General features: G+C 67.6%; 24 protein-coding genes. 10 read left to right on the forward strand and 14 right to left on the reverse strand.

What is annotated here, in order from left to right; all coding sequences use genetic code 11:
- Complete coding sequence (locus ASD87_RS17540; RefSeq protein ID WP_056324218.1) at positions 1–780, forward strand: sulfite exporter TauE/SafE family protein; 780 nt, start codon at positions 1–3, stop codon at positions 778–780.
- A gap of 146 nt (positions 781–926) precedes the next feature.
- A complete protein-coding gene (locus tag ASD87_RS17545) occupies positions 927–1,145 on the forward strand; it encodes a hypothetical protein (RefSeq protein ID WP_056324221.1) in 219 nt (72 codons plus the stop codon).
- Between the two features lie 161 nt (positions 1,146–1,306).
- On the opposite strand, the gene ASD87_RS17550 is transcribed toward ASD87_RS17545, so the two are convergent.
- The 3 genes from ASD87_RS17550 to ASD87_RS17560 all read right to left on the reverse strand — a co-directional run bounded on the left by ASD87_RS17550 (position 1,307) and on the right by ASD87_RS17560 (position 4,443).
- The gene (locus ASD87_RS17550; protein WP_056324223.1) at positions 1,307–2,263 is read right to left on the reverse strand and encodes a 2-hydroxyacid dehydrogenase; all 957 of its coding nucleotides are present in this window, start codon (positions 2,261–2,263) and stop codon (positions 1,307–1,309) included.
- A gap of 131 nt (positions 2,264–2,394) precedes the next feature.
- Entirely contained in the window at positions 2,395–3,366 is a 972-nt protein-coding gene (locus ASD87_RS17555; RefSeq protein WP_056324225.1) for a tripartite tricarboxylate transporter substrate binding protein, read from the reverse strand.
- 75 nt (positions 3,367–3,441) lie between these two features.
- On the reverse strand, positions 3,442–4,443 hold the full coding sequence (locus ASD87_RS17560) for a tripartite tricarboxylate transporter substrate binding protein (protein WP_056324658.1): 1,002 nt from the start codon (positions 4,441–4,443) through the stop codon (positions 3,442–3,444).
- Positions 4,444–4,666: 223 nt separating this feature from the next.
- On the opposite strand from ASD87_RS17560, the gene ASD87_RS17565 reads away from it, so the two are divergent.
- From ASD87_RS17565 to garL, 5 genes are all read left to right on the forward strand, one after another.
- On the forward strand, positions 4,667–5,596 hold the full coding sequence (locus ASD87_RS17565) for a dihydrodipicolinate synthase family protein (RefSeq protein WP_056324227.1): 930 nt from the start codon (positions 4,667–4,669) through the stop codon (positions 5,594–5,596).
- Between the two features lie 115 nt (positions 5,597–5,711).
- Positions 5,712–6,485, forward strand: a complete 774-nt coding sequence (locus ASD87_RS17570; protein WP_142054650.1) for a FadR/GntR family transcriptional regulator — start codon at positions 5,712–5,714, stop codon at positions 6,483–6,485.
- Positions 6,486–6,532: 47 nt separating this feature from the next.
- Positions 6,533–7,645 (forward strand): Ldh family oxidoreductase, encoded by a 1,113-nt coding sequence (locus ASD87_RS17575; protein WP_056324233.1) that lies wholly within the window; start codon positions 6,533–6,535, stop codon positions 7,643–7,645.
- A gap of 84 nt (positions 7,646–7,729) precedes the next feature.
- On the forward strand, positions 7,730–9,475 hold the full coding sequence (araD, locus tag ASD87_RS17580; protein WP_056324236.1) for an L-arabinonate dehydratase: 1,746 nt from the start codon (positions 7,730–7,732) through the stop codon (positions 9,473–9,475).
- Positions 9,476–9,524: 49 nt separating this feature from the next.
- Entirely contained in the window at positions 9,525–10,292 is a 768-nt protein-coding gene (garL, locus tag ASD87_RS17585; RefSeq protein WP_056324238.1) for a 2-dehydro-3-deoxyglucarate aldolase, read from the forward strand.
- Between the two features lie 13 nt (positions 10,293–10,305).
- On the opposite strand, the gene lysA is transcribed toward garL, so the two are convergent.
- A complete protein-coding gene (gene lysA, locus ASD87_RS17590) occupies positions 10,306–11,538 on the reverse strand; it encodes a diaminopimelate decarboxylase (RefSeq protein ID WP_056324660.1) in 1,233 nt (410 codons plus the stop codon).
- Between the two features lie 114 nt (positions 11,539–11,652).
- Between lysA and ASD87_RS17595 the strand changes: the two genes are divergently transcribed.
- Positions 11,653–12,570 carry a LysR family transcriptional regulator gene (locus ASD87_RS17595; protein ID WP_056324240.1) on the forward strand — a complete coding sequence of 306 codons (918 nt, stop codon included), beginning with the start codon at positions 11,653–11,655 and terminating at the stop codon, positions 12,568–12,570.
- Between the two features lie 127 nt (positions 12,571–12,697).
- On the opposite strand, the gene rpsT is transcribed toward ASD87_RS17595, so the two are convergent.
- The 10 genes from rpsT to ASD87_RS17645 all read right to left on the reverse strand — a co-directional run bounded on the left by rpsT (position 12,698) and on the right by ASD87_RS17645 (position 20,923).
- On the reverse strand, positions 12,698–12,961 hold the full coding sequence (gene rpsT / locus ASD87_RS17600; protein ID WP_043542310.1) for a 30S ribosomal protein S20: 264 nt from the start codon (positions 12,959–12,961) through the stop codon (positions 12,698–12,700).
- Between the two features lie 264 nt (positions 12,962–13,225).
- On the reverse strand, positions 13,226–14,197 hold the full coding sequence (locus ASD87_RS17605; RefSeq protein ID WP_056324243.1) for a FecR domain-containing protein: 972 nt from the start codon (positions 14,195–14,197) through the stop codon (positions 13,226–13,228).
- 195 nt (positions 14,198–14,392) lie between these two features.
- Entirely contained in the window at positions 14,393–15,952 is a 1,560-nt protein-coding gene (gene murJ / locus ASD87_RS17610; RefSeq protein WP_056324247.1) for a murein biosynthesis integral membrane protein MurJ, read from the reverse strand.
- Between the two features lie 103 nt (positions 15,953–16,055).
- Entirely contained in the window at positions 16,056–16,814 is a 759-nt protein-coding gene (locus ASD87_RS17615) for a 3-hydroxyacyl-CoA dehydrogenase (RefSeq protein WP_056324250.1), read from the reverse strand.
- Between the two features lie 134 nt (positions 16,815–16,948).
- Positions 16,949–17,605 carry an adenylate kinase gene (adk, locus tag ASD87_RS17620; RefSeq protein ID WP_056324253.1) on the reverse strand — a complete coding sequence of 219 codons (657 nt, stop codon included), beginning with the start codon at positions 17,603–17,605 and terminating at the stop codon, positions 16,949–16,951.
- A 91-nt stretch (positions 17,606–17,696) separates the two neighbouring features.
- Entirely contained in the window at positions 17,697–18,461 is a 765-nt protein-coding gene (gene kdsB / locus ASD87_RS17625) for a 3-deoxy-manno-octulosonate cytidylyltransferase (RefSeq protein WP_056324255.1), read from the reverse strand.
- 10 nt (positions 18,462–18,471) lie between these two features.
- Entirely contained in the window at positions 18,472–18,654 is a 183-nt protein-coding gene (locus ASD87_RS17630) for a Trm112 family protein (RefSeq protein ID WP_056324258.1), read from the reverse strand.
- A 69-nt stretch (positions 18,655–18,723) separates the two neighbouring features.
- The gene (lpxK, locus tag ASD87_RS17635) at positions 18,724–19,893 is read right to left on the reverse strand and encodes a tetraacyldisaccharide 4'-kinase (RefSeq protein WP_056324261.1); all 1,170 of its coding nucleotides are present in this window, start codon (positions 19,891–19,893) and stop codon (positions 18,724–18,726) included.
- Positions 19,890–20,303 carry a biopolymer transporter ExbD gene (locus ASD87_RS17640; RefSeq protein ID WP_056324263.1) on the reverse strand — a complete coding sequence of 138 codons (414 nt, stop codon included), beginning with the start codon at positions 20,301–20,303 and terminating at the stop codon, positions 19,890–19,892. The genes lpxK and ASD87_RS17640 overlap by 4 nt, the downstream gene beginning before the upstream one ends.
- Positions 20,300–20,923: a MotA/TolQ/ExbB proton channel family protein gene (locus ASD87_RS17645; RefSeq protein ID WP_056324265.1), complete on the reverse strand. Its 624-nt coding sequence runs from the start codon at positions 20,921–20,923 to the stop codon at positions 20,300–20,302. Before ASD87_RS17645 ends, ASD87_RS17640 begins: the two co-directional genes overlap by 4 nt.
- A 350-nt stretch (positions 20,924–21,273) precedes the next feature.
- Between ASD87_RS17645 and xseA the strand changes: the two genes are divergently transcribed.
- The gene (gene xseA, locus ASD87_RS17650) at positions 21,274–22,641 is read left to right on the forward strand and encodes an exodeoxyribonuclease VII large subunit (RefSeq protein WP_056324268.1); all 1,368 of its coding nucleotides are present in this window, start codon (positions 21,274–21,276) and stop codon (positions 22,639–22,641) included.
- Between the two features lie 45 nt (positions 22,642–22,686).
- A complete protein-coding gene (locus ASD87_RS17655; RefSeq protein ID WP_200952204.1) occupies positions 22,687–25,890 on the forward strand; it encodes an ankyrin repeat domain-containing protein in 3,204 nt (1,067 codons plus the stop codon).
- Positions 25,891–26,013 lie beyond the last annotated feature (123 nt).

The following is a 26,013-nucleotide window of genomic DNA, read 5'->3' on the forward strand; positions in this document are numbered from 1 at the left end:
GTGAGTCTGTTCGTCATCGCCGCCTGCCTGGCAGCCGGCGGCCTGATCGGTTTCATGGGCGGCGTGCTGGGCATCGGGGGCGGACTGATCGCCATTCCAGCCCTCGTCCTCCTGATGGGAATGTCCCAACAGCTTGCGCAGGGCACGGCGCTCATCATGGTGTTGCCGACCATCATGATGGCGGTGCGCAAGTACAACCAGCAGACCCGCATCGACAAGCGCGTCGCGCTAGCGGGCGCGGCGGGCGCCGTGGTGTTCACGTGGGTGGGCGCGCGGATGGCGCTGGGCATCGACTCGACTTTGCTACGCCAGAGCTTCGCGGTGTTCCTGTTCTTCATCGCGCTGTTCTACGTCTGGCAGACCTGGCGCGCCTCGCGTCCGGCGGCGCGCCGCGCGCCACCGCCCAAGCGCCCGGCGCCGGTCTTCACGCCGCGCCGCGCAAGCGTCCTGGGCATCCTGTGCGGAACGCTGGGCGGATTCTTTGGCGTCGGCGGCGCGGTGCTGGCCGTGCCCATCATCACCACGGTCTTTCGCCTGCCGCAGACCACCGCACAGGCGCTCGCGCTCAGCATGGTGATCCCGGGTTCCACCATCGCACTCATCACCTATACGTGGGCGGGACAGGCGAACTGGATGGTCGGCGCGCCGCTAGCCATCGGCAGCCTGATCTTCGTGCCCATCGGCGTGCGGCTCGCCTACCGGCTTCCTGAACGCAAGCTGAGAGCTTGCTTCGCACTAATGCTGTTCGCCACCGTGGCGTTGCTGGCGTTCGAGGGATAGCAACAATTCTTGAGTGACGGAAAAATAGTAGTTCTGGAGTGAACCTTCTGAAGGGGCAGGCTTCAAACCGCATACGGGACTTGCGGCATCGTGCCGCCCCGTAACGGCAAAAGGCCTTTGGCCTTCACCAACCAGGAGTACCACAAATGACGACTCACTCCCGCATTGCTGCGTTTCTTTCCACCTCGGCCCTGTGCCTGGGCCTCGCCGCCGCACCGTCGGCGTTTGCGGCCGGCGCCAGCAAGACCGGCGACACCAAGACCCAGGCGCATCACAAGCATCACAAGGCTGACAAGTCGTCCGCCAAGCATTCGGCAGGCGCAGCAAACACGCACAAGTCTGGCGCCACGACGCCGACGAAGTAACCGCGCCGGGCGGCAACGCCCACGTTCCTTTGCGCGACAAAGACTGACCGGACACGCGGGGGCCGGAAAGTCGAAAGCCTCTCGGTATGGGCGCCGAGAGGCTTTTTTGTGTCTGATGCCCGGCCGGGCGCCGCGCAGGCGGCCCGGACGAACAAAGCCGGTTATTCCACCGGCGTGATCACGCGGCCGGTCTCAAAGAACGACTGCAGGTTTTCCAGCATCATGTTTTCCATGGCCAGGCGCGTTTCCTCGGTGGCGCTGCCGATGTGCGGCAGCAGCACGGCCTTGTCGCTCTTCATCAGCGCTTCGGGCACCTTGGGTTCGTGCTCGAAGACGTCGAGCGCCGCGCAGCCCAGCTTGCCGTCTTCCAGGGCCGCGACCAGCGCGGTTTCGTCGATGACCGGGCCGCGCGCGATGTTGACGATGATGCCCTTCGGGCCCAGGGCTTCCAGCACGTCGCGATTCACAAGGTGGCGCGTGCTGGGACCGCCCACGGTGGCCACGATCAGGAAATCGGCCCACTTGGCCAGGTCCGTCAGCGACGCCTCGTAGCCGTAGGCCACGTCGTCGCGCTTTCTGCGGTTGTGATACCGCACGTCCATGTCAAAGCCCGTGCCGCGCTTGGCGATCGCTTCGCCGATGCGGCCCAGCCCGACGATGCCCAGTTTTTTGCCGCTGACGCGCAGGCCCAGCGGGATGCTGCCATGCACCTGGCCCCATTGGCCGGCCCGGACGAAGCGTTCGCCCTGACCCATGCGGCGCGCGCCGGCGATGAGCAGGCCCCAGGCCAGGTCCGCCACGCAATCGGTCAGCACGTCGGGCGTATTGCTGACCAGCACGCCACGCTTGCGCGCGGCCTCGACGTCGATCGTCTCGTAGCCCACGCCCCAGCTGCAGATGGCCTTCAGGTCCGGCAGCGCGTCGATGAGCTCGGCGTTGGCGCCGAAATTGGCGGACGTGACGACGGCGGTGACGCCCTTGCCGTGTTCGGCCAGCGCAGCCTTGCGGTCCGGGTACTTCCACAATTCGATGACGTCATAGCCATCGGCCAGGCGCTGGTTGGCGGAAGGGGAGCCGGCCAGCGAGCCGACCTGGATGATGCGTTGCTTGGTGGTCATGTTGTCGTACGGTTGGGTGGCGAAGGTTTCATGCTACTTGATTCAAGCGGGGACCTTGCGGGCCCGGGCGCGCAGCCAAGGCGGCTGCGCACCCGCTGCGGGACGCCTGCACGCAGGCATCCCGCGAAGCGTTACTCCAGCTGGATGTTGGCCTTCTGGATCACGTCCTTCCAGCGCTTGACTTCAGCCTGCTGGAAATCGGCGAACTGCTGCGGCGTGTTGGCGACGACTTCGAAGCCCATGCCTTGCAGCGTTTTCTGGGTCTGGGGCTCGCGCAGCGCGGTGCGCAGCGCCTCGGCCAGCTTGTCGACGACGGGCTGCGGCGTGCCCTTGGGCACGGCAAAGCCCTGCCAGGAATACACCACCATGTCCTTGATGCCGGCCTCCGTCAACGTCGGCACATCGGGCAGGTCCGGCGTGCGGGCGTCGCCCGTGATGGCCAGCGCCTTGAGCTTGCCGGCCTTGATGTGGTTCTGCACCGCGCCCAGGTTCTGGAAGGACACGTTGACCTGCCCGCCGATGAGGTCCGCGATGGCCGCGCCGCCGCCCTTGTAAGGCACGTCCACACCGGTGCTTTGCGTGCGCTGGCGGAACAGCACGGCCGACAGGTGATCCGACGAGCCCGTGCCCGACGAGGCGTACGACACGCGATTCGGATTCTTCTTCGCGTAGTCGACCAGCTCGGCGACCGTGCTGGCCGGGAACGAAGGCGCCGCGACCAGCACGTTGGGATTGCGCACTGCCTGCGTCAGGTAGGTGAAATCCTTGCTGGGGTTGTACGACAGGTTCTTGTACAGGGCTTCGTTGATGGCGAAGGTGCCGATGGAGCCGACCATCATGGTGTAGCCGTCCGGCGTGGAGCGGGCCAACGCCTGGGCGCCGATGGCGCTGTTCGCGCCGGGCTTGTTCTCGACGACGAAGGTCTGTCCCAGGGTCTTGGACAGCGCCGGCGTGACCGAACGCGCGGTGATGTCGGAGGACCCGCCGGGCACGAAGGGCACGATCATGGTGACGGGCTTTTCGGGGTAACCGGCGGCATGGGCCGCCGGCGACCCAAGCACAACGGCGCCCGCCGCGAATACGGCGCTGATCAGTTTGTTCATGGTGTCTCCTGGTTCGCGTGATGATGAAGAGCCCGCCGCTCACGCGTTGCGGGCAGGCCCCGGATCGGTGCAGGGTCAGTCGACCTTGGCGCCGGATTTCTTCACAACGTCGGCCCACTTGACGGTTTCCTGGGCCATGAACTGCTTGAACTGGGCGGGCGTGTTGCCGGACGGCGTCGCGCCTTGCGCCTGAAGCTGTGCGCGCACGGGCTCCTGCTGCAAGGCGGCGGCCACGTCGCGCTGGACCTTCTCGACGATCTCGGGCGGTGTGCCGGCCGGCGCCAGCAGCCCGAACCAGCTCGATGCCTCGTACCCCTTCACGCCGGCTTCGGCCATCGTGGGCACGTCGGGAAGGGCAGGCGAGCGGTTGGCCGTCGTAACGGCCAGGGGACGAAGCTTGCCGGCCTTCAGAAATCCCATGGACGAGGGCAGGTTGTCGAAGATCAGGTCCGCCGATCCGGCCATCACGTCCGTCAGCGCGGGGCTGCTGCCCTTGTAGGGCACGTGCGTCATGCGCGTGCCGGTCATGCTCTGGAAGAGTTCGCCTGACAGGTGCGTGGAAGTGCCGTTGCCCGTGGACGCCATGTTGACGCTGTCGGGATTGGCCTTCAAGTACTTGATCAGGTCGGCCACGGTGCGGATGCCATGCTTGTCGGCGAACTTGGGGTTGAGCTCTAGGATATTGGGCACCGGAATCACCAGCGTGACGGGCACGAAGTCCTTGACCGGGTCATACGGCAGCTTGGCGTACACGGACTGGTTGATGGCGTGCGTGCTGACGGTGCCCATCAAAAAGGTGTAGCCGTCGGGCGTGGCGCGCGCGGCTTCGGCCGAGCCGACGTTGCCGCCGGCGCCCGCCTTGTTGTCCACCACCACGGGCTTGTTCCAGCTTTTGCCCAATTCGGCCGCCACCACGCGCGCGGCGATGTCGGCGGTGCCGCCGGCGGGGAAGGGGACGATGATCCTGACTTCCCGCTCGGGGTAGTCGGCGAAGGCCGGCGAGGCCGGCAGGGCAAAGGCGGTGGCCGTCAGGAGGGCGGCGGCAAGAAGCCGGCCTCGCGCAGGGGCTGCATACATGGAATTCGTCTCCTCGGTGTGCGCGTGGCCGCGCATCGTTTCTGGGGGTATTCCGCTCCCGGCGAGCCGGGAACTCGAAGACGCATGCGGCCCGCGCCTCATGCGCCTTGCGTGCTGCCGATCAACTTGTAAAACAAATATAGGTATTGAGCTATAGCTTGTCAACCAAGTATACTTTTTCGACCCTACTTCTCTGACAACTGCATCCGCCAGGAGCCCTTCCATGAAAACCACCCCGGTCACCGCCCAGGATCTGCAGCGCTCGGTCATCGCCGTGCCGCCGCTGGCCCGCAATGCCGACCTGTCGCTCAACGAATCGGCCAACAAGGCGTTGCTCGGCCACCTGGAAGCGGGCGGCGTGCGCAACGTCATGTATGGCGGCAACGCCAACTTCTACAACGTGGGTGTGAGCGAATATGCCCGCATCGTGGACATGCTGGCAAGCCTGGCGGGCCCCGACACCTGGATCCTGCCGTCGGTGGGCCCCGACTACGGCAAGATGATGGACCAGGCCGCCATCCTGCGTTCGCGCGCCTTCCCGACGGCGATGCTGCTGCCCATGTCCTTTCCGTACACCGACGCGGGGCTTGCCGACGGCGTGCGCCGTTTCACGGATGCGCTGGGCAAGCCGGCGGTGGTCTACATCAAGTCGGCGGACTACCTGGCGCCGGAAACCGCGGCGCGCCTGATCGAGGAAGGCCGCCTGGTCGCCTTCAAGTACGCCGTCGTGCGCGACGATCCGTCCGAAGACGCCTACCTGTCGGCGCTGCTGCAGGCCGTGGATTCGCGCTGGGTCGTCAGCGGCATCGGCGAGCGCCCGGCCATCGTCCACTACCGCGAATTCGGGCTCAAGAGCTTTACGTCCGGATCGGTCTGCGTGGCGCCGCGCGGGTCGATGCGCCTGCTGCATCTGCTGCAGGAAGGCCGCTACGACGAGGCCGAAGCCGTGCGCGAACAGTACCTCGGGCTGGAAGACTGCCGCGACAGCATCAGTCCCATCCGCGTGCTGCACGACGCCGTGACGCTGTCGGGCGTGGCGGACATGGGCCCGATGCTGCCGCTCTTGACCGGCATCTCCAGCGCCGAGCGCGAACGCGTGGCGCCCGTGGCCCGCGCGCTGGCCGCCTGGGACCGCGAGACCGCCACGGCGTGACGGCCGCGGCGCGCCGGACCCGCATTGCGGGTACGATGAGCGCCGTCCGCGTGTCGCAGCAGTCTGTCAGGGCCTGTTCCCCGCGCGTGGACAGGCCCTACTACGAGGAGGTTACGTGGCTCGACCCAAAGCATCCCCCCAACCCGCGCCGACTGCGTCCGGCGACCCGGAGGCGTCCGCCGCGCCGGTGCTGGAACGCGGGCACCGGGTACGGCTGGCGGACCAGCTTTACGGCCAGATCTTCGAACAGATCGTCTCCGGCGGACTGAACGTCGGCGACAAGCTGCCCTCCGAAAACGAAATTTCCGAACGCTACGGCGTGTCGCGGCCGGTCGTGCGCGAAGCGTTGCTGCGGCTGCGCGCCGACGGCCTCATTACCGCGCACCAGGGCTTGGGCACCTTCGTGAGCCACCAGCCCGCGCCGCGCCTTAAGGCGTTCAACGACGTGCAGAATGTCGGCGCCTATCTGCGCGCGCAAGAGGTGCGCGTGGCGCTTGAAGGCGACGCCGCGCGCCTGGCGGCCTTGCGGCGCACCGACGAACAGCTGGGCAAGATCGCCGACGCGCATGCGGCATTTGCCGATACGCTTGCCAAGGGCCAGGTGTCGGCGGAAGCGGACCTGGCGTTTCACGCCAGCATCGCCGAGGCCAGCGGCAACGACTTCTATCTGGGCGTGCTGGAAAGCATCCATGAATCCATCAGCGGCTTCATGCGCCTGACGCTCAATCTGACGCGCACGGGTTCGCGCCAGCGCGCGCAGCGCGTCGTGGACGAGCACGCGACCATCCTGGAAGCGATCCGCGAACAGGACGGCGAACGCGCGCGCGTCGCGATGCAGTTCCATCTGGGCCAGGCCCGTCACCGGTTGGTCGACCGGGACCGGGACTGACGCCGCCAACGCCGCCCGCCACACCACAAGACAACAGGAGACAGACAGTGTCAGGGAACGGAGCAAACGCCACGGCCGTGCCGGTGGAAGAGGTGCGTGAGCAGATCTTGCAGGTGCTGATGGCGTGGGGCATGGCCGAGGATCTGGCCCACACCACGGCCGGCCTGATGGCGCGCACGGACCTCTTCGGCATCGATTCGCACGGCATCTCCATGCTGCCCGCCTACGAGGAAAAATGGCGCGCCGGCACGCTGCGGCTGGACGCTCGCGCGCGCGTCGTGCGCGACAGCGGCGCCAGCGCGCTGATCGATGGCATGGGCGGGCTGGGCTATCCGGTTGCGGCGCAGGCCATGAACCTGGCCGTGGACAAGGCGCTGGAGCATGGCGTGGGCGCGGTCTCGGTCTGCAACTCGCACCACTTCGGCGCGGCGGGCGTCTATGCGCGCATCGCGGTCGAACGCGGCGTGGTCGGGCTGGTCACCAGCAGCGCCAACGGCGTCATCATGGTCCCCACGCGCGGCGCGATGCCGATGCTGGGCACCAATCCCATCGCGTTCGGCGCGCCCGCGGCCTACAACGAGCCCTTCGTGCTCGACATGGCCACGACCACCGTGGCGGCCAACAAGGTCAAGGTCTACGACTTCCTGGACAAGCCCTTGCCGCCGGGCTGGGCGGTGGACGGACAGGGCGCGCCGGTCACGGACGCGGACGCCGCGATGCAGTTCATCTTCAAGCGCCCGGAAGGCGGCCTCACGCCGCTCGGCGGCACAACCGTCATGAGCAGCCACAAAGGCTATGGCCTGGCGATGATGGCACAGATCCTGGGCGGCACGCTCAGTGGCAGCGCGTTCGCGGCCCGGCGCGCCGCCACGCGCCGTCCCGGCGAACCCGACGACGTCGGGCACTTCTTTCTCGCGCTCAATCCCGACGCCTTCCGCGCGGCGGGGTCGTTCGAGTCGGACATGGACGACATGATCGACGCCATGCACGACACGCCGCCGGCCGACCCGTCCGAACCGGTGCTGGTGGCCGGCGAGCCCGAAGCGGCCGAGCGCGTGCGCCGGTTGCGCGAAGGCATTCCGATTCCCGCGGCGCTGGCCGAACGCCTGCGCGGCATCTGCGAGCGCGCCGGCACGCCGTACCTGCTGGATCCCGCCTGAGTCCGTCTTGTCGATCGCGCCCCGACGGGGCGTCTTATGGTATGAACACGCATTGACCCCGCCACAGAGCAGAGGAAGCGAGACATGAGCCATTCCAACAATCGCAAGAAACCCGAAGACCTGCGCAGCCACCGCTGGTACGGCGTGAAGGACCTGCGGTCCTTCGGCCACCGGTCGCGGACCGCGCAGATGGGCTATCACCGCTCCGATTACGCGGGCAAGCCGGTGATTGCCATCATCAACACCTGGAGCGACATCAACCCCTGTCACAGCCACTTCAAGCAGCGCGTCGAAGAGGTCAAGCGCGGCATCTGGCAGGCGGGCGGATTTCCGGTGGAGATGCCGGCGATGAGCCTGTCCGAGCCCTTCCAGAAGCCCACCACGATGCTCTACCGCAACCTGCTGGCGATGGAGACCGAGGAACTGCTGCGCTCGTATCCCGCCGATGGCTGTGTGCTGATGGGCGGCTGCGACAAGACCACACCGGCGCTCATCATGGGCGCGGTGTCGATGGACCTGCCCACCATCTTCGTGCCGGCCGGGCCGATGCTGCGCGGCAACTGGAATGGCAACACGCTGGGCTCGGGGTCCGACACCTGGAAGTATTGGGCGGAACTGCGCGCGGGCGACATCACCGAGGAAGATTGGCAGGGCGTGGAAGACGGCATCGCGCGTTCGCCCGGCCATTGCATGACGATGGGCACGGCGTCCACCATGACGGGCGCGGTCGAGGCCCTGGGCTTGTGCCTGTCGGGCGCATCCTCGATCCCCGCACCGGATTCACGCCACGCGCAGATGGCCAGCCTGACGGGCAAGCGCATCGTCGACATGGTCTGGGAGGACCTGAAGCCCTCGGACCTGCTGACCGCTGCCTCTTATGACAACGCCGTGCGCACCGTGCTGGCGTTGTCGGGCTCGACCAATGCCGTGGTGCACCTGATCGCCATGGCGCGCCGCAGCGGCTTCGGGCTGGACCTGGACCGCTTCGATCACCTGGCGCGCACCACGCCCGTCCTGGCCAATCTGCGGCCGGCGGGCAAGTACCTGATGGAAGACTTCTACTACGCCGGGGGCCTGCGCGCGATGCTGGTGCAGCTGGGCGACCTGCTGGACACCGCGCAGCGCACGGTGGATGGCCGCACGCTGGGCGAGAACATCGCGGGGGCGCGCATCTTCAATGAAGACGTGATCCGTCCGCGGGCGCAGGCGCTCATCGAACGCGATGGCCTGGCGGTGCTGCGCGGCAATCTTGCGCCCGATGGCGCGGTGATCAAGCCGCCCGCGATGGAGGCGCGCCTGCAGGTGCACACCGGCCGCGCCGTCGTCTTCAAGGATTACAACGACATGGCCGAGCGCATCGACGATCCGGATCTGGACGTGGATGCCGATAGCGTCATCGTGCTGCAGAACGCCGGGCCGCAAGGCGCGCCGGGCATGCCGGAATGGGGGCAGCTTCCCATCCCGCAAAAGCTGCTCAAGCAAGGCGTGCGCGACATGGTGCGCATTTCCGATGCGCGCATGAGCGGCACCAGCTATGGCGCCTGTGTGTTGCACGTCGCACCCGAATCGTATGTGGGCGGACCGCTCGCGCTGGTGAAAGACGGCGACCGCATCACGCTGGACGTGCCGAACCGCCGGCTGGATCTCTTGATCCCGGACGCGGAACTGGCCGAGCGGCGTGCGGCCTGGCAAGCGCCGCCGCCCCGCTTCGAGCGCGGCTTCGGCGTGCTGTATCTCAAGCACATCGGCCAGGCCGACACCGGATGCGACTTCGATTTTCTGCAGTCCGAGGAGCGCGCGGCGCCCGCGGGCGAGCCCGAAATCCATTGATGCCGATCGTCCGGGAGACACGGCATTTTTTTCTGACATGAAGGCGGCAATGAACTCACCTCTTCCCAATCGGTTCCGGCAGCGCATCCTGGCCCGCGAACGGCTTATCGGATTCTGGATGTGCATGTCCAGCCACATCACCGCCGAGCTCGTCGGCCTGGCCGATTTCGACTGGCTGCTTCTGGATGGCGAGCATTCGCCCAACGAGGTGCCGATGTTCCTGCAGCAGTTGCAGGCCCTGCAGGGCAGCGCCAGCGCGGCCGTCGGCCGTCCGTCCTGGAACGATCCGGTCGAGATCAAGCGCCTGCTGGATATCGGCTTCTACAACCTGCTGATTCCCTTCATCGAATCCGAAGAGGATGCGCGCCGCGCGGTGGCCGCCACGCGTTATCCGCCGCAAGGCATGCGCGGCGTGGCGGGCGCGCAGCGCAGCAACCGTTATGGCACGGTGCCCGACTACCTGCACACGATCAACGACAACATCTGCGTGCTGTTGCAGATCGAAAGCCGTCCCGGCATCGAGGCGGTGGATGAGATCGCCGCCGTCGAGGGCGTGGACGGCGTGTTCATCGGCCCGTCGGATCTGGCGGCGGCGCTTGGCCATCTGGGCAATCCCGGCCACCCCGAAGTGCAGGAAGCGATCCGCCATCTGTACCAGCGGGTGACCGCGCAGGGCAAGGCCGTGGGCATTCTGGCGCCCGTGCATGCCGACGCACGGCGCTACCTGGACATGGGCATGCACTTCGTGGCCGTGGGCACCGACCTGGGCGTGTTCAAGCAGGCGACCTTCGCGTTGCGCGAGGCGTTCCCGACCTGAGGCCCAGGGTCGCTCAAGCCTCGAGTGCCAGCAGCTCCGCGACGGTCTGGCGCCGGCGGATCAGGCGCGCCTCGCCCTTGTCCAGCAGGACTTCGGGCGCCAGCGGGCGGCTGTTGTAGTTCGAGGACATCGACGAGCCGTACGCGCCGGCGTTGTGAAAGACCATGAAGTCGCCGATGCGCGGACGCGGCAGCAACTGGTCGGACATGACGCCGCCTTCGTTCTGCGTGAACACATCGCCCGATTCGCATAGCGGACCGGCCACCGCGATGCGCGTTTCGGGCGCGTCCTGCGGGGGCGTGCCATCCGGCGCGTGCACCGAGATCCGGTGATAGCTGCCGTACATGGCCGGGCGCATCAGGTCGTTAAAGCCCGCGTCGACCAGCGCGAAATCACGTTCGGGACGGCGGTTGATGGCATGCACCTCGGCGACCAGCACGCCGGATTCGGCGATCAGGAAGCGCCCGGGTTCGATCTCCAGGCGGATCTCATGCCCCAGGTACGCTGCGATGCGCTGGCGCGCCGCATCCCATTGCGAGAAGTAGTGATCGCAGTCGATGCGCGGCTCGCCATCGCGGTAGGGGATCGACAGCCCGCCGCCCGCCGAGATGGCCTCGATGTCGTGATCCAGCGACTTCACCACGTCCACCATGGCATCGCACACGCTGGACAGATGGCCGTAGTCGACGCCCGAGCCGATGTGCATGTGCACGCCCACCAGCTTCAGGCCGTAGCGGCGCACGATGGAAATAGCCTCGGCCACGTCGCCGATCCAGATGCCGTGCTTGCTTTGCGGGCCGCCGGTATTGGTCTTGTTGCTATGGCCGTGGCCAAAGCCGGGGTTGATGCGCAGCCAGACGCGATGGCCCGGCGATGCCTTGCCCACGCGGTCCAGCATGTCCAGCGACCCGGCGTTGACCGTGATGCCGTGCTTGAGCGCGGTGGCCAGCGTGGCGTGGTCGATGAGGTCCGCCGTGAAGACGATGCCTTCGGGTTCGCTGCGCGGATCAAAGCCGGCCGCCAGGCTGCGCTCGATCTCGCCCAGGGACACCGCGTCCACCACCACGCCTTGCTCGCGCATCAGGCGCAGGATGTGCAGGTTGGAGCACGCCTTCTGGGCGTAGCGGATCGTATCGAAGCGGCGCAATTGCGCAATGCGTTCGCGGATGACGGCGGCGTCGTACACCCAGAGCGGCGTGCCGTGTTCGGCGGCAAGTTGGGTGAGCTGGCGCGGATCGAAGGTCATGATGGAAGCGGAACCGTGAGGAAAGTGAATCGAAGGCGGCATGATGCCTGCCCTACGTCATCCAGTAAAATGCTTTGATTTTCGGGATCGATTCATTCCTGATATGGAGTTGGGATGCTGACGCATCGCCACATTGAAGTCTTTCGTGCCGTGATGATCGCCGGCAGCGTGACCCGCGCGGCCGAGTTCCTGAACACGTCGCAGCCAACCGTGAGCCGCGAGCTGGCGCGCATGGAACAGACCATCGGCTTCGCGCTGTTTGAACGCGTCGCGGGGCGTCTGCGGGCCACCAGGCCCGCGCTGGCGCTCTTTGAAGAGGTGCGGCAGTCCTACGCCGGCCTGGAGCGCGTGGCGTCCGCCGCCGCGCGTCTGCGCGCGTTCCGGGAAGGGCAGCTCTCGGTGATCTCCCTGCCGGCGTTCTCGCATTCGATCCTGCCCGATGCGTTTCTGCGCTTTCACGGCCGCCACCCCGGGGTAAGCCTGTCGGTCGAAACGCAGGAGTCGCCGCTGCTGGAAGAATGGCTGACCGCGCAGCGCTACGATCTGGGCCTGACCGAGCAGGATTCGGCTCCCGCCGGCACGCGGCTGGAGTTGCTGACTCAGGTTGATGAGGTCTGCGTGCTGCCTGACGGCCATCCGCTGCTGGCCCGCGCGGCTCTCGGCCTGGCCGATTTCGAAGGGCAGGCCTTCGTCAGCCTGTCCGCCAACGATCCCTACCGCGTCCAGATCGACGAAGCATTCGCCCAGGCGGGCGTGCTGCCCCGGTCCATCGTGGAAACGCCCACGGCGGTGTCGGTTTGCACGTTCGTGCGTCAGGGGCTGGGCGTGGCCATCGTCAATCCGCTGACGGCGCTGGACTTCGTGGGGCGGGGGCTGCACATCCGGCCGCTGACGCGGTCGTTTCCGTTCCGCGTCAACGTGGTGTTTCCGGAACATCGACCCGGCAACCCGCTGGTCGGCGCCTTCATGGAATCGCTGCGCGACGCCGCGGCCGCCATCGAGGCCAAGCTGGCAGCCGCGCAGGGCACGTAGCAGGGACGGTGGCCTGTGGCGTCTTGCGGCCGCGAAAACCGGCAGCCAACAAAAAAAGGATGCCCGCGGGCATCCTTCTTCATTTGCCGTATTCGTGACGCCCCGAAAACCGGGGCGGCAGAATGGCTTAGGCCAGCGCCTTGATGGCGGCAGCCAGGCGGCTCTTGTGGCGAGCGGCCTTGTTCTTGTGGATGATGTTCTTGTCAGCCACGCGATCGATCACGCTGGTGGCCTTCTGGAACACTTCGCCAGCCGCAGCCTTGTCGCCAGCGGCGATGGATTGGCGAACGCGCTTGATGGCGGTGCGCAGCATCGAGCGCAGGCTGGAATTGTGCTTGTTGCGCTCAACGGATTGGCGAGCGCGCTTGCGGGCTTGGGCGGTATTGGCCATGTTGCTTTGTAAGTTGAATTCGGCAAAGTCGAACATTGTAGCAAGCCCCGTGGGGAATGCAAGCTTTTAATGTCGCTTCAACCGATGGAGCGCCCGTCAACCGGGCGGGAGGGCGCTGCTGGGAAGAATTCCCGGGTTGGAGAACCCTTGCGAGTGATCCTCTTGAAAACGCGAGGAAAATTCGCGGCGCCTACTGGATAAAAACACGGTGCGTAGTATACAACGGAAAGCGCCGCGCCCGGCAGACCTTCGTGGCCGCCGTTGTCAGGCCGCGACGCTGATGGACACGAACCAGGGCGTGAACCGGCGCACCTGGATCGGCATCAGGTCCTGCAGGCTGTCCAGCGCGGCGTCGGTGTCGTCCAGGGGGAAGTGGCCTGACACGGGCAGGCCCCCGGCGGCCATCGACACGCGCAGGGTGCCGCTGCGATAGGGGCGCAGGGCGGCGATGACTTCCGCCAGCGGGCGGCCGCGGGCTTCGACCCACCCGGACTCCCAGGCGGCTTCGGCCATCAGTTCGGCACGGGGGGTGTCCATGCGGGCATTGTCGAAGCGGGCGCCGGTGCCGGCGCGGATGGTGCCGTGAGCGCCCGACATGGTCTCGACTTCGACTTCGTGCTCGTGCACGACCACGACCGTTCGTTGCGCCTGCTGGCGCACCATGTAGCGGGTGCCCAGTGCGCGGACCGTGCCCTGCGCCGTCTGGACCAGGAACGGACGGCGGGCGTCCGGCGCGACCGACACCGTGACGGCGCCATCGAGAAGACGGACCTGGCGGTACGCGGCTGTGAAATCCAGGTCGACGCGGCTGCGGGCGTCGAGCAGGAGCTGGCTGCCGTCGGACAGCAGATAGCGGCGGCGTTCGCCGGTTGCCGTGGCTGCGTCGGCGGCGACGTTGTTCAGCGGGTAGAAGGCGTTGCCGACGTAAGCGGCGGCCGCGCCCGTACCGGCGAGCGCAAGCGCACCAGTCAGGAATCGGCGGCGGGGCGGCATGATGGCCGCGGGCGGGGGAGGGATCAGCGAGGCGGCCGCGCCCGAGGCGCCGCCGCCGCTGCCGGTGGCGTAAACATCGCCAAGCCGGCCGAACGACGATCCCGCCAGGGTGCCCGTCAATTGCTGCCAGGCGTTCTCATGGACAGGGTCGGCCGCTCGCCACGCCAGGAAGTCGTTGTAGTCCTGGGCCGTTGCTTTGCCGGAGCGCAGCAATAACAGCCAATTGATCACCTGGTCCGCCATGGGTTGTCCTTGGGCGTACTTCACTTCATATTCCCGCCAGCCGGGGCCAGCAGGGGGTCCTCTCAGTCGCAATTTTTAAATCATAAAGGTTTTTTACCAAAGATTACGGCCCGCTTGTCAATTCTTGACGAATTTAGTGCGAAAAGCCGGCGTTTGGCCGGCTTTTGGATGGCAATGTAGCCCAAACAGGGGGAATTACGGCTTCGGGCGTCGTCCGAAGTCCCTGGGGCGAAATCCAAACAGTAACAACATGCCGAAATACACCACGCCGCTGGCGGCCAGAACGCCGGCCAAAAGGAGCGCGCGCTGGCCGGCATGCGCCTGCAGGGCGATCCAATCTATGCGGGTGTCCGCATACCAGAGCAGCGCGGCCAGTCCGGCCAGGGCGGGCACCAGGCGCAAGGCAAACGCCGTCCAGCCGGCGCCCGGCTGGTAGACGCCGCGGCGGCGAAGGCCGATCAACAGCGCCAGGGCATTCAGGCACGCGCCCAGGCCGATCGCCAGGGCAAGTCCGGCATGCGCCAGCGTGGGGACCAGCGCCACGTTCAGCAGCTGCGTCACCACCAGCACGGCAATGGCGATCTTCACGGGCGTTCGGATGTCCTGTTTGGCGTAAAACCCGGGGGCCAGGATCTTGACCGCAAGCAGGCCGATCAATCCCGCCGAGTAGGAGATCACTGCCAAGCGCGTCTGCAACACGTCCTGCGCGTCAAAGGCGCCGTAATGGAACAGCGTGGCGACCAGCCCATCGGACAGCAGCGCCATGCCGACGGCGGCGGGCAGGCCCAAGAGCAGGACCAGGCGCAGTCCCCAGTCGAGCAGTGCGCTGTAGCCGCCGTGATCGTCGCGGGCGTGCGCGGCGGACAGGCTTGGCAGCAGAACGGTACCCAACGCCACGCCCAGGAGCGCCGTGGGAAATTCCATCAGGCGGTCGGCGAACGACAGCCACGTCACGCTGCCGGGCGTCAGCCACGTCGCGATATTGGTGTTGATGAGCAGCGAGATCTGCGCGACGGATACGCCCAGCGTGGCGGGCGCCATCTGCTTGAGGATGCGCTGCACGGTGGGATCGGCCCAGGCCTGGCCAAAGCGCAGCGAAAACCGCGGCGTGAGGCCCAGGCGCGCCAGCGCGACCCACTGAACGGCCAGTTGCGCCACGCCGCCGATCATGACGCCGACCGCCAGCGCATACACCGGCACGTCCATGCGCGGCGCAAGCCAGATGCAGGCGCCGATCATGGACAGATTCAGCAGCACGGGCGTGAAGGCCGGAACCGCGAAGCGGCGCCACGTGTTGAGCACGCCGGACGCGAAGGCGATCAGGGACATGCAGAGGATGTAGGGGAACATCATCCGCGTCATCCAGACCGCCGCGCCGAATTCGGTGTCGCGCGCCGCCCCGCGCAGGCCGCTGGCCATCGCCGACACCACCCAGGGCGCCGCGATGATGCCGATCAGCGTGACCAGCATCAATGCGGCGGTCAGCAGCAGGGCGACGCGGTCCAGCAGCGTGCGGACTTCGTCCTCGGAGCGGTTGTTGCGCGCGGCGCCCAGGATGGGCACGAAAGCCTGGGCGAAGGCGCCTTCGGCGAACAGGCGGCGCAGCAGGTTGGGAATGCGGAAGGCAACCCAGAACGCGTCGGTAATGGGGCCGGCGCCAAAGGCGCGGGCCACCAGGATGTCGCGGACCAGGCCGGAAATACGGGACAGCAACGTGAAACTGCTGACCGTGGCGGCCGAACGGAACAGGCTCATGGATGACTACTGAAGAGAATGCGGGCCGGATCGCCGCGGAGGAGGGGGACGGAATGCCGGCCGCCAGCACGGCCGGCCCAGGCGGGCCGGCCATTGCGCTGGATTACTTCGGCGGCATGCGGATGGCGCCGTCCAGACGGATCGTTTCGCCGTTGAGCATGTCGTTGGTGATGATGCTGTGGACCAGCTTGGCGTAGTCTTCGGGCCGGCCCAGGCGTGCGGGGAAGGGGATGCTGGCGGCCAGCGAATCCTGCACTTCCTGCGGCATGCCGAAGATCATCGGGGTGCCGAAAATGCCCGGGGCGATGGTCATGCAGCGGATGCCGGTCTTGGCCAGGTCGCGCGCGATGGGCAGCGTCATGCCGGCCACACCCGCCTTGGAGGCGGCATAGGCCGCCTGGCCGATCTGGCCGTCAAACGCGGCGACCGACGCCGTGTTGATCATCACGCCGCGCTCGCCGGTGGGCTCGGGCGTATTGGCGCTCATGGCCTCGGCGGCCAGGCGCATCATGTTGAAGCTGCCGATCAGGTTGATCGACACGACCTTCTGGAACAGGTCCAGCGGATGCGCGCCGTTCTTGCCGACGATCTTGGCGGCGGGGGCAACGCCCGCGCAGTTCACCAGACCGAACAGCGAGCCCAGTTCCAGCGCGGCGGCCACGACCTTCTTGCCGTCGGCTTCCTGCGTCACGTCGCAGTGCACGTAGCGCTGGCCGAGTTCCTTGGCGAGGGCTTCGCCCGGCTCGTCCTGCAGGTCGGCAATGACGACCTTGGCGCCATTTTCAACCAGCATGCGGGCGGTGCCGGCGCCCAGGCCGGATGCGCCGCCGGTAACGATGAATACCTTGTTCGCGATTTCCATGTGTGTACCACCAGATCAGTTCAAGGGAAGGAAGGCGGCGCGCCGGGCGCCGGATGCGACAAGGCCTTCGGGCCAGGGCCGGAACGCGGTGCGTCCGGCCGGCGCCGAAGGCCTTTGGGCCGTCGAGGCGCCGATCAGCTTTGAACGGCTTCGAACAGGCGCGACTTGATTTCGTCGACCGCGCCCACGCCGGAGATCTTGCGGTACTTGGGGGCGGCGGCGGGATCCTGCTGCGCCCAGGCGGAGTAGTAGTCGACCAGGGGACGGGTCTGTTCGCGATAGACCGACAGGCGGTGGCGCACGGTTTCCTCGCGGTCGTCGTCGCGCTGGACCAGGTCTTCACCGGTGACGTCGTCCTTGCCTTCGGTCTTGGGCGGGTTGAAGCGCACGTGGTAGCTGCGGCCGCTGGGCTGGTGCACGCGGCGGCCACTCATGCGTTCGATGATGTCTTCTTCGGGAACGGCGATTTCCACGACGTAGTCCAGCTTGACGCCGGCGCTCTTGAGCGCGTCGGCCTGCGGGATCGTGCGGGGGAAACCGTCGAACAGGTAACCGTTGGCGCAGTCGGGCTGCGTCAGGCGATCTTGCACCAGGCCGATGATGATCTCGTCGGAAACCAGGCCGCCGGCGTCCATGACCTTCTTGGCTTCAATACCCAGCGGGGTGCCCGCTTTCACGGCGGCGCGCAGCATGTCGCCGGTGGAGATTTGGGGAATGCCGAAGTGCTGCGTTAGAAACGCAGCCTGGGTGCCTTTGCCGGCGCCGGGGGGTCCGAGCAAGATGAGACGCATGAGTGCTCCTGAAGGGGTTTATTTTTTGTGATCCGGGGGATTATGCCGCAACGCAGCAGCCAATGCGGGGCTGCGCCATGCGAAATAACCCTTATATCGGTTTGCTGTAGATCAAGCGGACGCGCTCCAGGTCGGCCGGGGTATCTACCCCGCCTGCAGGAGGCGTCGACGCCCGATGGACGACGATTGTGTGGCCATGCTCCATGGCGCGCAGTTGTTCCAGCGATTCGAAGCGTTCCAGCGTGCCTTGCGGCAGCGTGGGGAACCGGCGCAGGAACGAGGCGCGGTAGGCGTACAGGCCGATGTGATGCCAGGCGGGCAGGCCGTCGGCCAGCACGCGGGCGCCGCCCGCCAGCGCGTCGCGCGCCCACGGAATGGGGGCACGCGAAAAGTACAGCGCGCGATCGTCCGCGGCGCAGACGAGCTTGACGACGTTGGGATTGAACAGCGCCTCGGCGTCGGCCAGCGGGCACGCGCAGGTGGCGATGTCCGCCTGCGGATAGGCCTGCAGCTTGGCGGCGACTGCGTCGATGAGTTCGGGTTCGATGAGGGGCTCGTCGCCCTGCACGTTCATGACGATCGCGTCGTCGGGCAGGCCCAGTTGCTCGACCGCTTCGGCCAATCGGTCCGTGCCGGTGGGGTGGTCGCCGCGGGTCATCAGGGCGCGCAGCCCGTGCGCCTGCACCGCCTGCTGCACGCGCACGTCATCGGTCGCGATGAAGATCTGCGAGGCGCCCGACAGCGCGGCGCGATCCGCGGTACGCACGACCATGGGTTTGCCGGCGATGTCGGCAAGCGGCTTGTCGGGCAAGCGGGTCGAGGCGGTGCGCGCCGGAATGATGGCGATGAAGCTCACGATGCGGCGGTCAGCGGGGGGCTGCGGCGTCGTCCAGCGCGCGCGCTTCGGACTCCAGCATGACCGGAATGCCGTCGCGGATCGGGAAGGCCAGGCGATCCGCACGGCAGATCAGCTCGGCCTGCTGGCGGTCGTGTTCGAGGCGGCCCTTGCACAAGGGGCAAACGAGGATGTCGAGAAGGCGGGATTCCATGACCGGGATTCTAAAACAGTTTTGCCGCCGGACAGCGCGCGGCTCGTCGGGCTTGCGGCAAGCCGACGGTTACGCCGTCGGGTTGTGACCCCGGTTTTTGGCGCCGCCGTTCTGGCCTCGGCCCGGGCGCGCTTTTCGGGCGCGCAGCGCGTCGGCCAGCCAGTCAAAGAGCGCCGGGTCGGAGAACGCGGCTTGCACGGGCACTTCCCACAGCCGGGGATCGTTCAGGGCGCCGCACTTGATGGCGTCCTTGGCGGTGACGAGGATGACGTCGGCGTCCAGCGCCTGGAACGGCGACGTGGCGTAGTCGTGGTGGTCGGGTAGCGGGAGCGTCGCGGACAGCGTGATGCCGGCTGCCCGCAGCGTGGTGAAAAAGCGCTCCGGATTGCCGATACCGGCCGCGGCCGCGATGCGGGTCTGGCCGGCAAAGGCGGAGAGCGGCTGCGTGTCGCGTCCCCCGATATGGCGCGCCAGACCGGGTTCGAGCCACATCTGGACTTGGCGGGGGAGGGTGCTGGCGGTGTCTGACACCCTGGGGAGACGGCCGTCAGGCTGCGAACGTGCCTCAAGGGTGTCAGACACCGACAGAGGGGTGTCTGACACCGCAGGACCGGCGCCGGGCGTGCCGATATTGGTCACCACGGCGTCCACGTCGGCCAGCCGGCTGGCGGGCTCGCGCAGCGGGCCGGCGGGTAGCAGGCGCCGGTTGCCCACCCCGCGCTGGTCCTGCACCACGATTTCGATGTCGCGCGCCAGCGCCAGGTGTTGCAGGCCGTCGTCCGAGACGATGACATCCACCCGGGGATGGGCGTCGAGCAAGGCCTGCGCGGCGAGGGCGCGCCTGGGGTGGATGGACACCGGCGCACCGGTGGCGCGGGCGATCAACGCCGGTTCGTCGCCGAAGCGGGCGGCTTCCAGGTCGCCCAGTCCCACGCGGGGGTGTGGGCCGACCTTGACCCCGTAGCCCCGGCTGACCACGCCCGGCGTGTAGCCGCGCGCCCGCAGGTTCTCGACCGTGGCGATCACCATCGGCGTCTTGCCCGTGCCGCCGACGTAGATGTTGCCGATCACGACCACCGGCACAGGGGCGCGGTACGCCACCTTGGCGCCGCTGGTGTAGCGTTCGCGCTTGCGCGCCACCGCCCAGGCGGTCAGCGCGGACAGGGGGCGCAGGGCGGTGGACAGCCAGCCGCCGCGCTGCCATTGGCGGGCCAGCAATGATGCGCGTCTGTTTTTCAACGGTTGGTCTGGGCAGCGAAGTTGACGCGGCCGATGCCGGCGAGGCGGGCGGCTTCCATGATGTTGATCACGGACTGGTGGGTGGCCTGGGCGTCGGCGTTGATGATGATGAGCGGCTCGGTCTTGCCGGCCGCGGCCTGGCGCAGGGCCTCGGCGATTTCGGGCGGGGTCGAGACGTCGATCAGGGTGCCATTCAGGGCGTAGCGGCCATCCTGGCTGACCGCGACTTCCAGCGCGGGCGGCGTGTCCTGTTCGGAGGACGCCTGCGGCAGCGTTACCTTCAACTGCGTGAAGCGTGTGAACGAGGTGGTGGCCGCGAGGAAGATCAGGATGACCAGCAGGACGTCGATGAGCGGGATCAGGTTGATGTCCAGCTCATCGCGATCGGCCCGGGATCCGCGGAAATTCATGGACGGGCCTCGCGGGGGGCGCGCGCCGGCGCGAGGGCGCGGATCAGGCGCGAGGCGGCCTGTTCCATTGCATTGAGGTAGTTATCGACGCGGCCGCGCAGGTAGCGGTGCGCGATCATGGCGGGAATGGCGATGAGAATGCCGAAACCGGTGTTGTACAGGGCGATCGAGATGCCGCGCGCCAATTGGGCCGGATCGCCGCCGCCGGGGGTGTAGGAGCCGAAGATTTCGATCATGCCGACGACGGTGCCGAACAGGCCCATCAGCGGCGCGACCACGGCGATCGTGCCGATGGCGGAAATGTAGCGGGAAAGATCATGCGCGACGGCGCGGCCCGTGTCTTCGACCACGTTGCGCAGCTCTTCGCGGGGCAGGTGACGGTGACGCATCACTTCGGCCAGCACGCGGCCCAGCGGCGAATTGCGTTCCAGCCGGTGGATCGATTCGGGTGTGTCCTGGTGATTGCGCAGCATATCGGCGACCTGATCGTTCAGGCCGCGCGGCATCACCAGGCTTCGGCGCAGGGACAGGAAGCGCTCGAAGATCAGCGCCAAGCCCAGCACGGATGTCGCCAGCAGGGGCCAGATGGGCCAGCCGGCCTCGCGCAGAATGGAAAGCAAAGCGTCAACTCCTGAGAAGCCGAAGGCGCCGGAGGGGGCGCGTCGTGGCGTCTGAACAAGCCGAAACTGTAACGGCGCGGCGCGCATGTGGCAAGGCGGGGCGATCCCAAACTATCCACAGAATCTGTGGATAATTCTGTGTAGAACTCAGCCAGAAGGCTTATGGGCACAGGGCTTGCGCTTGTTTGCTTCAATTGAGCGCAGCGCCTTATCGCATAAAAATATAAATAAATCATGTACTTGCACCGAATTTGCTGCGTTTCTGGGCCGTTGCTGCAAATTCCTGGGGACGCGGTATCATTGCGGCCCGCTCCGCCTGCCCTGTGGACAGGTTCGCATCGGAAAGTCCCATGACAATTGAACTCCCAGTCACAAACAACGCATTTGCGCGGGAAATCCTTACAGTTGCCCAGTTGAATCAAGCAGTGGGGCAGTTGTTGGAGCGCAGCATCCCGGCGCTGTGGGTGCGTGGAGAGATTTCCAACTTCACGCAGGCGGCATCCGGGCATTGGTATTTCACGCTCAAGGACAGCCGGGCCGCCGTGCGGGCGGTGATGTTCCGCAGCCGCGCCAGCGCCGTGGGTTTCGTGCCCCGGGCGGGCGACCAGGTCGAGATCCGCGCCCGGGTTTCCCTGTACGAGCCGCGGGGCGACTATCAGCTGCAGGCTGACGCCATGCGACGGGCAGGATTAGGCAATCTGTACGAGGCCTTTCTGCGACTGAAAGAGCAGCTTGCTTCCGAGGGGCTGTTCGATCCGGCCCGCAAGCGCGAGCCGGTCCGGCTGCCCCGCGCGATCGGCGTGATCACCTCGCTGCATGCGGCGGCGCTGCGCGACGTGCTGTCGGCGCTGGCTCGGCGGGCGCCGCAGGTTCCGGTCATCATCTATCCGGCCCCGGTTCAGGGGGCGGACGCCGCGAGCAAGCTGGCCGCCCAATTGCGTCTGGCCAATGAACGAGCCGAAGTGGACACGCTGCTGCTCGTGCGCGGCGGCGGCAGCATCGAAGACCTCTGGAGCTTCAACGACGAGGACCTGGCGCGCCAGGTGGTGGTCAGCGAGATCCCCGTCATCAGCGGCGTGGGTCACGAAACCGATTTCACCATCGTGGACTTCGTATCCGACCTGCGGGCGCCCACGCCCACTGCCGCGGCCGAATTGGCATGCGCGCCGCGCGCCGAATTGCTCGGCCGCGTCATGCAGACCCTGCAAACGATGGTGCGGGGCCAGCAACGGCGGCTGGAGCGGGCGGCGCAGCGCCTGGATCGCGCCACCGCGCAGCTCGTTTCCCCGGCGCAGCGCTTGCAGCATCAGCGCGAACGCTTGAACAGCCTGCAGTACCGCCTGGCCTCGGCCTGGTCGGCGCCGCAAGGACGGCGCGCCGCGCGGGTCAATCTGCTGGCCCAGCGCCTCAGTCATCGCGTGCCCGACACGGGCCGGGCCGCGGAACGCCTGGCCGGCGCCGTGCGCCGTCTGGGCCAGGCCCAGGCGCGATTGCTCGTCGAGCGTCGCAACCGGCTTGCCGCCGCGTCCGCGCAGTTGCGCGCGTTGGATCCGGGCAACACGCTGGCGCGCGGTTACGCGATTGCCCGAGACGAGCAGGGCCGCATTGTTCGCGACGCGGCCGCGCTATCGGCGGGCCAGCCGCTGGACCTGAGTTTCGCGCAGGGCGGCGCGCAGGTCCAGGTGCAATCCACGCGTTCCACGCGCGACCCAAGCTGATCTTTCCGCGCCGCAAATCCTTTCCCCCCAAACCATGGCGGCAGGATGTTCCAAGACAGAAATCTGAAATGGGCGGCTACCGGTCTGGCCGCGGCGATATGGGCAACGGGGGTTGGCTCCGTGGCGGCGGTGGCAGCGCCCGCAGCTACTGCGCCCTCAGTCACGCCGCCCGCAGCCGCAGCCGCCGATTGCAACTGTGCGTCGCCGTACCGCGAATACAAAAACGCCGACACCCCGCAAACCGAGGCGCTGTTCGCGGCGGTCAGCCGCAACGATGAGGCGGCGTTTCTGGCCGCGCTGGCGCAGGTGGATCGCCCTGGCGACTATGCCTTGAACGGCGTGCCGTTGCTGCACGCTTTGCTGATGCCGCCCCGCGGCCTGCGATCGCAGTATGTGTATTGGGACCTGACGCCGGAAGATTCCGCGCGGCTGCGCCAGGCCCACGAGGCCGGCCTGCCGGCCCGCGCGCGAATGCTGGCGGCATTGCTGGCCACCAAACCCGCGCTGGATGACATCACGTACGAATCGCGGCGGCCACCGTTGCACCTGGCCCTGCTGTACGGCTCGCCAGAGACGATGGAGGCGCTGCTGGCCGCGGGCGCCAACCCGGACCAGCGCGGCGACGCCAACGAAACGCCCCTGGAATTCCTGCTGAATCGCGATTTCGAATATGCGGTGCGCATGACCTACCTGCCGCGCCTTGTCGATCGCAAGAACATGACGCGGATGGTGGTTGCCTTGTTCGGCGCCGGCGCCAGCCGCCCCTATGCGGCGCTGGACGCCGCGGACAAGGCCGCCGCGTCGAGCGCAATGACGGACGGACAAGGCCGGGTGCGGCCGGCGGCCGACTTCCTGTGCTGGCTCCCGTTGGTGGAATTGACCGAAGGGGCAGAAGCGCTGCGCGCGTTGGCCGCCTCGGGCAGCCGTCCCGCTTATGAAGAGGAGCTGACCGCGCTGGCGTTCGCCGCCTACCAGGGTGATGCGCAGGCGGTGTCGTTCTTGATGGAGCAGGGACCTCGCACGATCCCCGCCACGGGGTGGGGCGAGAGCGGGGAACGCGATGTGTGGCTGGACGCGGCGCAGGCGGCGGTCGAAGGCGGGCACCCCGAGGCCGCCGGGTTGCTGCTGCGCGCGGACATGCCCTTTGCGCAACGCGGCCCGCAGGTAGGCTCAGGCGGTCTGATCTTCGCCAAACCCGAGATGGGCAACCGGCCCATCATGAACCTGGCCGCACAGCGCGGCGACGCGCAGACGGTGCGGCGCCTGCTGGCCCTGGGGGCGCCGGTCGATGGCGACGCCGCGGAGCCGCATGGCAACACGCCGCTGGCTGATGCCGTGCAAGCCGGCAAGTCTGACGTCGTCAAGACGCTGCTCGCCGGGGGCGCCGATCCCGGCTTGCGGCGCGACGGCTACGACCGCCAGTCGGCGCTGGATGCCGCGGTGCGGGCCGGGGACACGACGCTGCTGCGCACCCTCTTGTCCGCGATGACGCCCGGCGCCTTGCGCGCGGCGCTGCAGGATCCCGGCAACTCGCCGGTGGCGCAGCTGTTGCGGCAACCGGGCGGGCAGGGCGCGGCGGTCCTGCACATGTTCGCGGACGCCGGGTTCGACATGAAAACCCTGGACGCGGGCGCCATCCGCCAGGCGCTGGAAAACAGCGATACGGCGCTCGCCCTGATGCTGATCGACGCTGGCGTGCCGGTGAATCCGCCGGCGCCCGGGCGGAATGCCGCGCCAGCGGGGGCGGAGGATGCGGGCGGCACGCCGCCCCTGTTGCTGGCGGCCACGTCCGGCCACGTCGCCGTCGTCGACGCGCTGCTCGCCAAGGGCGCGGACCCGGCCGCCATCGCACCGGACGGCGAGAGCGCCTTGTATTGGCTGATCGGCCGTCAGGACGCCGCCATGCTGGATCGGCTGCTGCGCGCCGGCGCCCGGTTCGACGACCCGCGCCTACCGGCAGCGCCCAACCCGTACGCGCTGCTCAACGCCGCCGTGGTGTCGGGCGACATCGACATGGTGCGCCGCGTGAGTGCCGCGAATGGCCAGGCGATCGCGCAGGCCTGCCTGCCGGACAACGCCGAGTTCGTGCTGGTCGACAAGCCCGGCTACTTTGCGCAACTGCATGCGGCCGGGTTCACCGGCCACGAATCGGCATGCGCGCGTGATGGACGCCGCTTGCCCGAGCGCGTCGTGTCGATGCTGTTGCACAGCCGGCAACTGATCACCGCGCGGCACGACACCGTGGTCCAGGTCCTGCGCCAGTTCAAGGACGCGGGAACCGACCTGGACGCGCCGGTGGCCGGCGACGACACGCCGCTGACGGCTGCGATACGGCTGGGCCGCCAGGATCTGGCGAATGCGCTGCTGGAGGCAGGCGCGAGCCCTGACGCCGGCGCCGCCTCGGGGCGTCGGCCTGCATGGGTTGCGCTCGAAACCGGCCAGCCCGGGATGCTGGCCTTGCTGGCGCGGCATCGCGCGCGGTTCGACGCGGCTGTCGCGCCGCCCGGGCAGTCGTTTCGCATGGCGCTCGTCTGCCAGTCCGATCCGGTCTTCGCGCAGACCCTGCAGGAGGCGGGCGTTACGCTGCAGGCGGAGTGCGGGCCACCGGCCGCGCAAGGCCGGCGCCTGGGTGCGAAGGCCGCGAACAAATCCACCGAAGCCATCCGCGTTCCGGGACACTATTTTCTGAGCGGTGTTCGGGAGGTCGGCAGCGAATTGCTGCTGCGCGACGACGGCAGCTTTGAATACTTCCTGAGCTATGGCGCCGTCGACATCAACGCGCACGGCGCCTGGCGCGCCGACGGCAAGCAGATTTTCCTGGACACGCCGCCGCTGCGGCCGTTTTCAGCCATCGCCGATGTGCGCGCCGACAGCCTGCCCGCCGAGCCCGGCATGCTGACGGTGCGGGTGTATCACCGCGGCAGGCCGGTCAGCATCGATGTGGCGGCGTCGTCGGCTGATGCCGATTACGGCGGCGGGCCGCGCCGATCGGAGGGCGCGGACGGCGTCAGCGTGCCCATCGCCGAGGGCGCGCTGAAGTCCCTGGCCGTATTCGTGCCGTTGCCGGCTGGCGAACGCTGGCATGAGGTGGACGTGAGCCGCATCGATCCGGCCACGCGGTCCATTCGCATCGATATCGACGTGCCGGACGGCGCGGCCAGCGCGCCGCTGCACAAAGTCCTGGCCGTGGCCGACGACGGCGCCTTGGTCGAGACGGCCGGCGGTAGGGAACTGCGCTACACGAAGTGACCAGATGCCCGCGGTCGCGCGCGGGCGCGGGAACGGCCCGGTAATAAGCATGTGCCCGTTAACCCCGCGCCAGCGCGGGGTTAACACGGTATCCTCAGGAGTTGCCGATACAATTGACCGGCT

The organism is Achromobacter sp. Root170 (genome assembly GCF_001428165.1).
In the GTDB taxonomy this organism is placed as follows: Bacteria; Pseudomonadota; Gammaproteobacteria; order Burkholderiales; family Burkholderiaceae_B; genus Achromobacter; species Achromobacter mucicolens.